We start from the raw sequence: 14184 nt of genomic DNA, 5'->3' as shown, positions 1-14184 counted from the left end.
AGAAAATTCGAGATTGACGGCAATACTATACAAAAGAGACTGTCTTAAAAATATAAGACAGTCTCTTTATCAGTAAAATATCTTTTTCTTTATTCTTTCAAAGCCTCTTGCAAATCAATACCCAGTGCTTTGGCAACACCTGTTCCGTATGCAGGATCAGCCTTATAACAGTTGCGCACATGACGTTGTTTGATAAACAATTCGGAGTCTCCCATGGCACGAGCTGTGTTTTCGAACAATAATTGTTGTTCTTCAGCCGGCATCAATCGGAATAAGTCACCCGGTTGGCTATAATAATCATCGTCATATTCCCGTTCGTTGTAGTTGTAAACTTCACCGGTAACTTTGAGTGGCGGTTCTTTCATGTCAGGAGAATCCTGCCATTCGCCGTAACTGTTCGGTTCATATCCTTTGGTAGCACCGTAATTACCATCTACGCGCATAGCACCGTCACGATGATAGGCGTGGAAAGGACAACGAGGTTTGTTGACCGGAATTTGTTCTGCATTCACTCCTAGACGATAACGCTGTGCGTCGCCATAAGAGAATAAACGACCTTGTAACATTTTGTCGGGAGACAGACCAATACCGTCTACAATATTCATCGGGTTGAAGGCAGCTTGTTCCACTTCAGCAAAATAATTTTCAGGGTTACGGTTCAGTTCAAGGATGCCGACATCTTGTAGAGGGAAATCTTTGTGAGGCCACACTTTAGTCAGGTCAAACGGGTTGATGCGGTAGTTGTCCGCTTCTTCCTCCGTCATTAACTGAATTTGGAATAGCCATTTTGGATAATCCCCTTTCTCGATACTCTCGAAAAGGTCGCGTTGATGAGATTCACGGTCTTTGGCAACAATTGCTTCTGCTTCCTGATCTGTTAGGTTCTTGATGCCTTGCAAAGTACGAAGATGGAATTTAACCCAGATACGTTGATTTTCTGCATTGATAAAACTATAGGTGTGACTGCCGAAACCGTGCATGTGGCGATATGAATAAGGAATACCGCGAGGACTCATAGTAATGGTAACCTGATGCAGAGCTTCCGGCAAAAGTGTCCAAAAATCCCAGTTGCTGTTCGGGCTACGCATATTCGTTTTCGGATCCCGTTTGATGGCATGGTTCAGATCCGGAAACTTAAGCGGATCACGTAAGAAGAATACAGGAGTGTTGTTGCCCACCAAATCCCAGTTACCTTCTTCCGTATAAAATTTCATGGCGAAACCTCGGATGTCACGTTCTGCATCAGCAGCTCCACGCTCTCCGGCTACAGTAGAGAAGCGGACAAAACATTCTGTTTGCTTTCCGACTTTACTGAAAATTGCTGCACGGGTATATTGGGTAATGTCATGAGTAACGGTAAAAGTACCGTAAGCTCCCGAACCTTTAGCGTGCATACGTCTTTCCGGAATAACTTCACGATCAAAATGGGCAAGCTTTTCAATAAGCCAGGGGTCTTGTAACATTACAGGTCCGCGTTGACCTGCAGTTTGCGAATTCTGATTGTCGGCGATGGGACGCCCGTTCGCTGCAGTAAGTTTTTTCTTTTCCATAAAATAGATTCTTTTTAGTCGGAAGTAAAGTATAAACAAACCGTAGTTTTTCATTCTTTTATTCCGGAGTTTATAATATATAACAAAGATAGGCTTCTTTTGCTCGCTTGTCAAACAGATAATTTCTATCTAAAGATAGAGAATAACTATGAATTGTGTACGTATTGCCTGTTATTTATTTTTCTACATAAAAAAACTCCCGCACTTCCTTTCGGAAGACGGGAGTTTTTAAATAAACTATAGCTTATATCTCTTTTGCTGATTATACGATACCTTGTGCCATCATTGCTTTAGCAACCTTCATGAATCCGGCTACGTTAGCACCCTTCACATAGTTTACGTATCCGTCAGCTTCTGTACCGTACTGAACGCAAGCTTCGTGGATATTCTTCATGATACTCTTCAGTTTTTCGTCTACTTCTTCAGCACTCCAACTTAATTTGATAGAGTTTTGAGTCATTTCAAGACCTGATACTGATACACCACCGGCGTTAGCAGCTTTACCCGGAGCATAAAGGATTTTTGCATCCTGGAATACTTTGATAGCTTCCGGAGTAGAAGGCATGTTAGCACCTTCAGATACTGCGATACAGCCGTTTGCTACCAACTGACGGGCGTGGTCACCGTTCAATTCATTTTGAGTAGCAGAAGGAAGAGCAATATCACATTTCTCACCCCAAGGTTTAGCTCCTTCTACATATTTACAACCATATTTTTCTGCATATTCACGGATACGGCCACGATACAGATTCTTCAGTTCCATGATGTAATCCAGTTTTTCACGGTCGATACCGTCCGGGTCGTAGATATAACCGTCAGAGTCAGAGCAAGTAACTACTTTGCCACCTAGTTCGATTACTTTTTCGATTGTATATTGAGCAACGTTACCAGAACCAGAAACCAGACAAACTTTACCTTTCAAGTCAGTGCCTTTTCTCTTTAGCATTTCCATCAGGAAGTAGATATTACCATAACCGGTAGCTTCCGGACGAATCAGTGAACCGCCGAATTCGCGGCCTTTACCTGTGAATGTTCCGGTAAATTCATGAGCCAGTTTCTTATACATACCGAACATGAAACCTACTTCGCGGCCACCAACACCGATATCACCGGCAGGAACGTCAGTTTCAGGACCGATGTGACGCCACAGTTCCAGCATGAATGCCTGTACGAAACGCATTACTTCGGCATTTGACTTTCCACGAGGAGAGAAGTCGGAACCACCTTTACCACCACCCATTGGCAGAGTAGTCAGCGAGTTTTTGAATGTTTGTTCAAAGGCTAGGAATTTCAAGATAGAAAGGTTCACAGATGCGTGGAAACGGATACCGCCTTTGTAAGGGCCGATTGCGTTGTTATGCTGAACACGGTAACCCATATTGGTTTGAATATTACCTTTATCGTCCATCCAAGTCACGCGGAACTGGAATACTCTATCAGGAATACACAAACGTTCGATCAAGTTTACTTTATCAAACTCCGGATGTTTGTTGTATTCTTCTTCAATCGTAGAAAGTACTTCTTCTACTGCTTGATGATATTCCGGTTCATTGGGAAATCTTCTTTTCAGATCGTCTAATACCTTTGCTGCATTCATAATCTTTTTTTTCTTTAATTGGTTGATATAAATAAAGTGCTAATTTGACAATTTGCTAATATACCGTTTGACTATGTGCTTTTGTGCTATATAGCAGATTTGCACATCTGCATATGGGTACATCGGATATTTATTTTCGGTTGCAAAAGTAAAGATAAAAATTGAACTGGCAAACATTTTATAAAGAAAAATGCGATAAAACATCAAATTTGATATTTTATCGCATTAAAAGTAGGAAAAAAGATATTTATTTGTTCTTTTTGATCGACTTATAGACAGGAATAAATACTAATGCTGCCGAAATGCCAAGCATTACTACTGTCATCCCGTCAATTCGTTCGGCTTTTGTCAGAACTAGATAGCAAAGCGCCAACCAAAGCAGGCTGATGCAAACTATTTGTGATTTGGATAGCGGACGTTTCATTTACCTGCTCTTTTCTTTTTGTCAACGATGGCGTCGATCACGGCTACAGCTGTGATATTGACAATGTCGCGGACGGAGCTTTCGAAATCGGTGAAATGAATAGGTTTGTTCAATCCCATCTGGATAGGGCCGATGAATTCCGTATCCGGATCCATTGCTTGCAATAGCTTGTAACCGGCGTTTGCTGAACTCAAATTCGGGAAAATCAATGTATTTACATCTTTGCCTTTCAGGCGGGTAAACGGATATTTGGTATCACGCAATTCGCGGTTCATGGCAAAGTTAACCTGCATTTCACCGTCGATAGCCAGTTCCGGATATTCTTCCTGCATATGGGCAACAGCTTCGTGCACTTTCACAGGGCTACCTGCGGTATCAGCACCGAAGTTGGAGTATGACAACATGGAAATAACCGGCGTGTGATTGAAGAAACGAACTGTTTTATCAGACAGTTTAGCGATGTCAATCAATGTTTCCGTATCCGGGTGGCGGTTAATCAGTGTGTCTGCCAGGAAGTAAGTACCTTTCTTGGAGTTCAGGATATGCATTGTTCCGAAGTGTTTGAAGCCCGGTTGGATGCCGATTACTTCTTTGGCCACTTTGATCGTATTGCTATATCTTGTATAAAGTCCGGTGATGAAAGCATCCGCATCTCCGGTTTCCACCATCATCATACCGAAGTAGTTGCGTTCGAACATCTTATCGTTGGCTTCTTCATAGGTAAAGCCTTCGCGTGCACGTTTTTCTGCAAGAATACGTGAGTAACGTTCGCGGCGTTCCGATTCGTCCGGGTGACGGAGATTGACGATTTCAATACCTTCCAGACTAAGATCCATTTCTTCTGCCAGTTTTCCGATAGCTTCGTCGTTTCCTAATAAGATAGGATGGCAGATACCTTCGGCTTTCGCTTCAACGGCAGCTTTCAGCATATTCGGATGGATACCTTCGGCAAATACGACACGTTGCGGTGAACGGCGGGCTGTATCATATAGTTGGCGAGTCAGTTTGGACTCATAACCCATCAATTCGCGCAGATGAACACAATAAGCATCCCAGTCTTTGATTTCAGTGCGAGCCACTCCGCTTTCCATAGCAGCTTTTGCCACTGCACAGGAAACTTCAGTGATGAGGCGTGGATCTACCGGTTTCGGGATAAAGTATTCCGCACCGAAAGAGAGGTTGTTCACGTGGTATGCCGCATTGACTACATCGGGTACCGGCTGTTTTGCCAGGTTAGCGATAGCGTGTACGGCTGCAATCTTCATTTCTTCGTTGATAGCTTTAGCGTGAGTATCCAAAGCGCCGCGGAAGATATACGGGAAACCGATTACATTATTAATCTGGTTCGGATAGTCGGAACGTCCGGTAGCCATCAGTACGTCAGGACGTGCTGCCATGGCGTCTTCGTAAGAGATTTCCGGTGTCGGGTTAGCCAATGCGAACACGATCGGCATCGGAGCCATGCTGCGCACCATATCCTGGCTTAACACGTTTCCTTTCGACAGGCCGAGGAATACATCTGCACCTTTGATGGCTTCTTCCAGCGTGTGAATATCCGTGCGGTCGGTTGCAAAAAATCTTTTCTGTTCGTTCAGATCCGTGCGCGCTTTGCTGATAACACCTTTACTATCCAGCATGACGATGTTTTCGAGACGTGCTCCCAGTGACACATACAATTTAGTACAAGATACGGCAGATGCACCTGCACCGTTCACAACGATTTTTACATCTTCGATTTTCTTTCCGGCCACTTGCAGGGCATTCACCAAACCGGCACTGGAGATAATAGCAGTACCGTGCTGGTCGTCGTGCATGACAGGAATATCCAGTTCTTCTTTCAGGCGACGTTCGATTTCAAAACATTCAGGAGCTTTGATGTCTTCCAGGTTGATACCTCCGAAAGTAGGAGCAATAGCTTTTACTGCAGCAATGAATTTCTCCGGATCTTTTTCATCCACTTCGATATCGAAAACGTCGATACCCGCGTAAATTTTGAAAAGCAGACCTTTACCTTCCATTACAGGTTTACCGCTCAATGCACCTATATCGCCCAGTCCGAGTACGGCTGTACCGTTGGAAATAACAGCCACCAGATTACCTTTAGCCGTATATTTATACGCATCCTGCGGATTCTTCTCTATTTCGAGACAAGGTTCTGCTACACCGGGAGAATATGCGAGTGATAAGTCGGTTTGTGTACTGTAAGGTTTGGTAGGCACTACCTCAATCTTACCGGGTTTGCCCTGTGAATGATAGAGCAAAGCGGCTTCTTTCGTTATTTTAGCCATGGTATTTATGAAATTTGTTAATAAGTTATCATTTGACCGCAAATGTAGGAATAAAAGTTCGAAATTGTAGCTGTTGATTAATAATTTCTATTAATTTTATAGCAAAATGGCTGAATTTATGATATGATATGTCAAGGATGTGTTTTTGTATTCTATTCCCTTTTAAATGCTATGATATTGATTTATTGAAATTTTAACAAGTGCTTTGGTTGTCGGTTTTAGTTATTTCGCTATTTTTGAATCGATATATGATTTAACCTTATTTTATAATGATTACCACCCAGCAACTCCAATTGTTGAAAGAAGGAAATAAAAATGCTTTTGAAGCATTGTATCGTGGATACAGTGCTCGCATTTACAATTTTGTCCTTTCTATGGTGAGCAATGCCGGGGTGGCGAAAGATATCACACAAGATATTTTTCTCCATATCTGGGAGAAGCGGCTTAATATCAATCTGGAAGGTAACTTTGACGGCTATCTTTTTAAAATATCCCAAAATATGGTATATCATTATGTGAGACGCGAACTTCTGCTTCAAAATTATGTAGACAAGCTTTCGGATGAGTCATCTGACGAATCCGTAGAGATAGACGAAGAACTGGATTATTTGTTTTTGGAAGAATATATCCTGAAACTTTTAGAAGAATTGCCTCCAGCACGCCGGGAAGTTTTTATGCTTTACTGGAAATCAGGGTTGAACTATCGTGAGATAGCCGGCCAGTTGAATATCTCGGAAAAGACTGTTGCCACACAGGTGCACCGTTCTTTGGATTTCTTGCGTGACAAATTGGGAATAATTGCTTTTTCAGTCTCTCTCTTCTTACACGATATCTAATGTGAAAGCTTTAATAAAAGTTAATATCCGAATTATTTCGATTTCTCTGTAGTCCTTTTCTGTCTCTCAAGACTAGTATAAATAGAACAGGAAAATTATGGAGCAACACGATTACATAGTACTATTGGAAAAATTCTTCAAGAAGGAGGCCTCTTCTGAAGAAAGAAGGATACTTATTGAATGGATTCGTAAACCGGGAATTCGTGATGAGTTTAATCTGCTTTGCGAGCAAATGTGGAAAGAAGCAGCCGTCGAAATCGATAGGACAGTGGAAGAAGAAATGTGGAACCATCTGCAGAGGAATTTGGATGAATCCAAGATACTGTCTCCGAAGAAACGGCGCTGGCAACCTATTATATATAAGGTGGCAGCCACCATCTTATTACCGGTTTGTTTAGGACTGGCCGCTTACTTTGGGGTAGAACATATGAATAAGGTGTCACAGGACCCTTTCATGGTGGCAGTCGATTATGGACAGAAAGCGAATCTGACTTTGCCTGATGGAACGAAAGTCTGGTTAAATTCGGCCACTCATCTTTCTTATGATGCGGAGTACAACAAATCCGACCGGAAAATCTATTTGGATGGAGAAGCCTATTTCGAAGTGGCGAAAAACAAAGAAAAACGTTTTATCGTCTGCTGCAATGATCTGGAGATAGAAGCGTTGGGAACTACCTTTGATGTGAAAGGTTATCGTGACGATCATTCTGTCACGACACTGCTGGCAGAAGGAAGCGTCAAGGTTTCTAATAAAACGGATGCTACCTTGTTGAAACCCGGAGAAAAGGTAGAATACCATAAGAACAAGCAGACATTTACTAAATCGGCAATCTCGGATATGCGTGAAATCGACTTTTGGCGGAACAATATGTTGATTTTTAATTCATCATCTTTAGCGGAGATCGCGACTACGCTGGAGCGGATGTACGGAGTGAAAGTCGTGTTTGACTCCGAAAAACTGAAGAACGTGCCATTTTCCGGAACCATCCGGAATAGCAGCTTGCATAATGTATTTTATATTATAAGCCTTACTTATCCTTTAACCTATGAGTTAGAAGGAGATACGGTGAGAATAGGAAGTAGTATTAACTAAAAAAGACGATTTATGGAAGACACCTCATAAAAAACAAAGAGGGTAGAATTATGTAGCAGCATAATTCCACCCCGAAATCAAATACGGTTTATACATGATAGTAAAAAAGAGTTTTTCCTTATACGGATAAGGGAAAGGGAATCCTTTTTGCTTCACGATTTTACAAAGATAATAAAAAGTCTAATTTTCAGACTTATATTTTAAAGAATTTAAAGCTAATTACTAATGAGAAAACAATTACATATCATATTCAGGCTTGTTATGTTTAGTTGTATCTTGCTGTTTGTGTCTCAAGAGGTAAGTGCGCAGATCACTTTCTCTGTGAAGAATCAGACGATACGTCAGACGATACGAGTGATTGAAAAGAAGGCCGATTACAGCTTCTTTTATACAGATAAGCTTCCCGGATTGGACCGAAAAATTTCATTGACAGTGAGCAATGAAAGTATTGATACGGTTTTAGAAAAAGTTTTCAAAGGATCATCTATTAGTTATAAAATAGAATCGGGTAAGCAAGTGGTGCTTACTCTGAAGAGTGAACAGAACGCCCCTCAGAAAGGCGATAAGAAAACAATCACAGGTGTTGTTGCCGACCGGAGGGGAGAACCTTTGATTGGTGTCACGGTGAGAGTGGAAGGAGAGAATATTGGAACTGCTACCGATATAGACGGTCGTTTTTCTTTGGAAGCTCCTGTGGGGGCAAAGGTCAATTTCTCCTATATCGGTTATGTTTCCCAGTCTCATACGGTCAATAAGCAGAATGTATATAATGTGTCATTGAGTGAAGATTCGCAGGTACTGGAAGAGGTAGTCGTGGTGGGATATGGTTCTATGAGACGGAAAGATATCACTACTGCGGTATCTGTCGTTTCCACGGCAGACATTGAAGAACGTCCGATCATGACAGCTGCACAGGCTATTCAGGGAAAAGCGGCCGGCATTCAAGTCGTGCAGCCGTCGGGTATGCCGGGTTCCGGAGTAACGATCCGGGTGAGAGGAGCCACTTCGGTACAGGCGTCTAATGAACCGCTGTATGTGGTGGACGGTTTGCCGTCAGATGATATATCGAATATCAGTCCGAATGATATTGAAAGTATGCAAATTCTGAAAGATGCCTCATCGGCTGCTATTTACGGAGCACGTGCGGCAAACGGAGTAGTGTTGATTACGACTAAAAGAGGAAAGATCGGTGCACCACAAGTGAAAATGAGTGCTTATGTAGGTTTCTCTAAATTAGGAAAAAAAATAGATGCGTTGAATACGGAGCAATATAAAGATTTGATGAAAGACTTGAAAGCTGTTTCGGATGTTGCCCCCAACATCCCCGAAAGTGAAACGCGCTATGTGGACTGGACTGATTTATTCTTCGGTACGGGTGTCAATCAAAACTACCAGTTGTCTGTGGCAAATGGAACCGAGAAACTGCAATATTTTGTTTCCGGAGGTTATTCCGATGAACAGGGTATCGTGGAGAAAGCACACTTCAACCGGTATAATTTCCGTGCAAACTTGGATAGCGAGCAGACCAAATGGTTAAAAATGGCACTCAATTTTGCATATTCGCATACAGGCGGACAATGGGTGAACGAAAGCCGCAGTTCTTTGCGTGCCGGTTCCATCTTGTCCGTTGTGAATACTCCTCCGTTTATGCAGAAGTGGAACCCGTATGATCCGAACGAATATGACGAACAGGCTTACGGTGCACGCATCTTGAATCCGCTGGCTGCCAATGCGGCAGACAGTAACACGAATACAGATCATATAAATGGCTCACTCGGCTTCACGGTTGACATACTCAAAGGACTGAAGTTTAAAACGACTTTCGGCATTGAACTGACCAATGAACATTGGGACTACTATCTGGACCCGATTTCAACTTCGGACGGACGGGGTACAAAAGGACGTGTGGAAGAGAGTTTCTCACGAAACTTCGAATGGCTTTTTGAAAACTTACTGACTTATGATTGTTCATTCAACAAACATAACTTTTCCATTTTGGGAGGAGCTACTCAGCAGCGTGCACAATATAACGGTTCGTGGATGGCAGGTTTCGACCTGGCAGAGTCTTATCCCGATATTCATTCCATCAGTGCCGCCAACCAGTTGGATAAGGATGCTTGCGGTTCTTCTGCTTCCGCATGGACGTTGGCCTCTTTTCTGGGTCGTGTAGCCTACAATTACGACAGCCGTTATTTGCTGACGGTTAACTTCCGTGCAGACGGTTCTTCCCGTTTTGCTCCGGGACATCGTTGGGGTACTTTCCCTTCTGTTTCCGCAGGCTGGAGAATTTCAGGTGAAAAGTTCATGCAACCTTTACAGGACATTGTTACCGACCTGAAACTACGTGCCGGATGGGGTATGAACGGTAACCAGGGCGGTTTTGGAAACTACGCTTACATGGCTTCTATGAGCGTCAGTAAACTGCCCGTTTCGGAGGGAAACTTATATCCGGGGCTTGCCATTAAACCCGGTTCGGCAGCCAATAAAGAACTGACCTGGGAAAAAACAAGCCAATGGAATCTGGGACTTGACCTGACCATGTTTGATTCCCGCTTATCCTTCTCGGTAGATGCTTACTACAAGAAGACCACCGATTTGCTATTGACAGTCAGCCTGCCGGAGAATGTAGTGCCGAGCAGTGTGACAAGAAATGACGGTGAGATGGTGAATAAAGGTATGGAGTTCACTCTCTCTTCCCAGAATTTTAAAGGTAACTTCCAGTGGAATACCGATTTCAATATATCTTTCAACCGGAATAAGTTGACGAAGCTCGGCTTGAATAAAGTCTATTATTATGCTGAAATGTACGAATCCAAGGAGAAAGCCGTCATCCTGAAAGAAGGGCTTCCGTTGGGAACATTCTTTGGTTACATATCAGAAGGTGTTGATCCGGAAACCGGAGATATTATCTATCGTGACTTGAATGGTAATGGTTTTATCGATCCGGAAGATCGTACCACTTTGGGAAATGCCCAGCCTAAGTTTATTTACGGTATGACGAATACATTCTCGTATGCCGGTTTCGACCTGTCTATATTTTTGCAGGGAAGTCAGGGCAATAAGATTTTTAACGCGTCGCGTATTGATATGGAAGGCATGACAGACTTTAGAAACCAGTCGGTTCGTGTGTTGGATCGTTGGAAACGACCGGGTATGATTACCAATGTCCCCCGCGTTGGTAATACAGAGAATAATCATAACTCCTCCCGTTTTGTAGAAGATGGATCTTATCTGCGCCTGAAAACAGTCACTTTATCCTATAGTTTTCCTAAGAGATGGTTGAATAAGATACATCTGTCCAGATTGCAGGCTTACGTCACCGGACAGAATCTCTTCACACTGACAAAATACAAAGGATACGATCCTGAAGTAAATGCTTTTGGCGGAGACTCCGTTGCTCAAGGAGTGGACTATGGTACTTATCCTCAATCGAGGGCGGTAATTTTTGGTTTGAATGTTGAATTTTAATAGCTGCGAAAATGAAAAACATAATAAAGTTAGCGTATGTCGTACTCTGTACATTAGTCGTTTCATGCAGTAGTTTCTTGGATGAGAAACCGCAATCGGATTTTATGCAGGAAGGTACCGGAACGGAAGATCAGGAGTCTAAATATGGAAGTCTGGCAGATGCACAGGCCGAGTTGCAGGGTGCGTATGAGAGTTTTAAAGCAGATATATTCCAGTCGGAAAATTATACCATTGGAGATGTGCAGTCCGATAATTGTTATATCGGCGGAGACGGTGTGGCCGAACAGGAGTTTGATTTGTTGAAACTGACCTCTACCAATTATAAAGTAGAACTGGTCTGGTCGCAGTATTATTCGATGGCCGGTACCGCCACCAGTGTGATTGAAAATACGAAGATGATGGACCCTGCCTCTACCGTAGCAGAAGAACGTAATCGTGTCATTGCAGAAGCCAAGTTCTTGCGAGCATGGGCGTATTTTGATATTGTCCGTTTATGGGGTGATGCTCCGATGGTGCTGGATTTGATTCCAACCATTACAGCCGAAAATCTCGATAAATGGTATCCGGTGATGTATCCGGAACGTTCTGCTGCAGATAAGATATATGACCAGATTCTGGACGACCTGAATGAAGAAAATACCATTCGTTATCTGGTAAGCAAGAATAAAGGTATTTTCCAGGCAACCAAGGGAGCAGCCTATGCTTTACGTGCCAAAGTGCTCGCAACGAGAGGGGAGAAATCAACACGCGACTATACCAAAGTGGTTGAGGCTTGCGACAAAGTAATAGCAGAAGGCTATACGCTGGTCGGCAATTTTGACGAGTTGTGGCAACCCGACAAGAAATTTTCTTCAGAAAGCATCTTCGAAGTCTATTACACCTCCGATGCTCCGAATTGGGCTTACTGGGTATTGCTGAAAGAAGATGACGGATCAGTAACCTGGCGACGTTATTGTACGCCTACTCATGATCTGGTTGCTAAATTCGACAAAGAGAAAGATACCCGTTATGCATCCAGTATTCTTTGGAAATCGGTGCCTTATGATACCTATTGGCCAGCAGACAGTTACCCGTTGTCTTATAAAATTCGCGAGAAGACTTCCAATATCATTTTGATGCGGTTGGCAGATATACTGCTGTTGAAAGCCGAAGCATTGGTAGAGTTGGACCGCACCCCGGAAGCCATCCGGATTGTGAACAGCATTAGAGAACGTGCCGGTTTTGCCCCTTCTTCTTTAGATGAAAATATGGGGCAGGCCAGAGGACGCCTGGCGGTAGAGAACGAACGCCAATTAGAACTGTATATGGAAGGTCAGCGCTGGTTCGACTTGGTGCGTAATAATCGTTTGTTGGAAGTGATGCAGAAACATAAAGACAAAGACGGCAGATTGCTGTTTGCAGGTTTGCAGGCTTTCCGGCAGTTGTGGCCGATTCCTCAAGGAGAGAAAGATAAGAACACCAATCTGACTCAAAATGAAGGTTATTAATGAAAAGAGGAACGTAAAACTTTAAAAGAAAAAATGATGAAACACAATAATCTGTTTTTATGGCTGCTGGGGCTGACTGTTTGTTGGCTGGCTTCATGCAGCGAAGAAGAGGGCCGGGTGACGTATCCATATTCGTGTCCCGAAATATCGGAATTGCAATTCTCGACTACCGATCAGACACCTGCTGCCGATTCCCTTTACTTTTCTGTGAAGATTCACGACCCGCAGACTCCTTTGTCTACGCTGGAAGTGAAATTGATGACAGGTGAAACTTTGGTCAGTTCGCAGTCGATTCGTACGAAAGGCACTGATGTCTCGATTGTTGAAAAAGGGATTTATATCCCGTTTGAAGCCGGGCTTGAAGAGAATCAGGAAGCGAAGGTGATCTTGACAGCCATCAATGTGGAAGGTAGTGAAGTCACTCAAACATTTGATTTCCATATAACCCGTCCGCAGATTCCCGAAGTGCTTTATCTTCACTATAACGGCGAGGTGGTAGAAATGAACCGGAGTGAGGACAATCCTTACCTGTACCTCACGGAAGTTTCCGATTCGGAAGAGGGTTATCCGATGGAACTATCCGGAAAGATCTCTACCGCAGCGTCATTGGATGATGCAAAACTGATTTGGGGAGCTGCCGAAGCAAGCAATACGGCAGTCCTTATTGAAGCGTCGGGACCTAGCTTTGCTTTTGATTACCGGGATTGGTTTGTCGAACAGATCACTTTCAATGTGATGACTTTTGAACTGGGAGTAGTCGGCTACCAAAAGAACCTGAAAATTAAAGAAACCGAGTTGATAGCCAGTGAGGGATTTTTCCGTGCACAGATTAGCTTTACGCAAGGTGAAGAGTTTGAAATGAGCGGGTTTGAAGATGTGGAACACGCTTACAACCGCGACTTCTTTAGTTATAATCCGGACAATGGCAAGTTTACCTTCCTGCGCAAATCGGGAACTTGGGAGATCTATTATTCTTCTAAATACAATTATATCTGGGTGGCACGGATGGGTGATACGGCTCCCACTTGCTTCTGGCTGGTAGGACACGGATTTACTTGTGCACCTGTCTGGAATGAGGCATATAATAGTGGCGGCTGGAATTTGGAAGATATATCACAGTTAGGATATATTGTGCCAATCGGTGAACAGAAGTACCAGACCACCGTGTATTTGAGTAACACTCATGAATGGGAATCCTTCGAAATCGAAATTTACAGCGATTTGCAATGGAATAAAAATCAAGGTATGCTGCTGCAAGAAGGTTCTTTGTCCGGTGACACGGATGGAATCGAACTGTCTGCTTCCAATGGAATAACAAGTGGAAACGGTTTCGTTCCCGGTTATTATCGCCTGACTTTCGACGTCTCGCAGGGAGTAGGCAAAGAAACTTTGTACATCGAACGATTGAGTGATTAATGCCTAAAAGAATGATATATAGAAA

9 protein-coding genes are annotated in these 14184 nt (G+C 43.1%); 5 read left to right on the top strand and 4 right to left on the bottom strand.

Features of this window, described 5'->3' with window-relative positions; all coding sequences use genetic code 11:
• Window positions 1–89: 89 nt before the first annotated feature.
• The 4 genes from AB3G73_RS10725 to AB3G73_RS10710 all read right to left on the bottom strand — a co-directional run bounded on the left by AB3G73_RS10725 (window position 90) and on the right by AB3G73_RS10710 (window position 5859).
• Window positions 90–1550: a catalase gene (locus tag AB3G73_RS10725; RefSeq protein WP_074707835.1), complete on the bottom strand. Its 1461-nt coding sequence runs from the start codon at window positions 1548–1550 to the stop codon at window positions 90–92.
• A 262-nt stretch (window positions 1551–1812) separates the two neighbouring features.
• Complete coding sequence (locus AB3G73_RS10720) at window positions 1813–3147, bottom strand: NADP-specific glutamate dehydrogenase (RefSeq protein WP_074707838.1); 1335 nt, start codon at window positions 3145–3147, stop codon at window positions 1813–1815.
• Window positions 3148–3394: 247 nt separating this feature from the next.
• The gene (locus AB3G73_RS10715) at window positions 3395–3571 is read right to left on the bottom strand and encodes a hypothetical protein (RefSeq protein WP_004297674.1); all 177 of its coding nucleotides are present in this window, start codon (window positions 3569–3571) and stop codon (window positions 3395–3397) included.
• The gene (locus tag AB3G73_RS10710) at window positions 3568–5859 is read right to left on the bottom strand and encodes an NADP-dependent malic enzyme (protein WP_074707841.1); all 2292 of its coding nucleotides are present in this window, start codon (window positions 5857–5859) and stop codon (window positions 3568–3570) included. Before AB3G73_RS10710 ends, AB3G73_RS10715 begins: the two co-directional genes overlap by 4 nt.
• A 269-nt stretch (window positions 5860–6128) precedes the next feature.
• On the opposite strand from AB3G73_RS10710, the gene AB3G73_RS10705 reads away from it, so the two are divergent.
• From AB3G73_RS10705 to AB3G73_RS10685, 5 genes are all read left to right on the top strand, one after another.
• Window positions 6129–6695 carry an RNA polymerase sigma factor gene (locus AB3G73_RS10705; protein ID WP_297284551.1) on the top strand — a complete coding sequence of 189 codons (567 nt, stop codon included), beginning with the start codon at window positions 6129–6131 and terminating at the stop codon, window positions 6693–6695.
• Window positions 6696–6792: 97 nt separating this feature from the next.
• Window positions 6793–7788 (top strand): FecR family protein, encoded by a 996-nt coding sequence (locus AB3G73_RS10700; protein ID WP_195650027.1) that lies wholly within the window; start codon window positions 6793–6795, stop codon window positions 7786–7788.
• 225 nt (window positions 7789–8013) lie between these two features.
• Window positions 8014–11256, top strand: a complete 3243-nt coding sequence (locus AB3G73_RS10695; RefSeq protein WP_195650028.1) for a TonB-dependent receptor — start codon at window positions 8014–8016, stop codon at window positions 11254–11256.
• An 11-nt stretch (window positions 11257–11267) separates the two neighbouring features.
• Window positions 11268–12743, top strand: coding sequence for a RagB/SusD family nutrient uptake outer membrane protein (locus tag AB3G73_RS10690; RefSeq protein ID WP_074707851.1), 1476 nt, complete (start codon window positions 11268–11270; stop codon window positions 12741–12743).
• A 33-nt stretch (window positions 12744–12776) separates the two neighbouring features.
• A complete protein-coding gene (locus AB3G73_RS10685; RefSeq protein WP_367744831.1) occupies window positions 12777–14159 on the top strand; it encodes a DUF5016 domain-containing protein in 1383 nt (460 codons plus the stop codon).
• Window positions 14160–14184 lie beyond the last annotated feature (25 nt).

The organism is Bacteroides sp. L008, from assembly GCF_040812255.1.
In the GTDB taxonomy this organism is placed as follows: domain Bacteria; phylum Bacteroidota; class Bacteroidia; order Bacteroidales; family Bacteroidaceae; genus Bacteroides; species Bacteroides vicugnae.
Note: the sequence above shows the minus strand (reverse complement) of the source record. Positions and strands in the feature narration are given on the sequence as shown.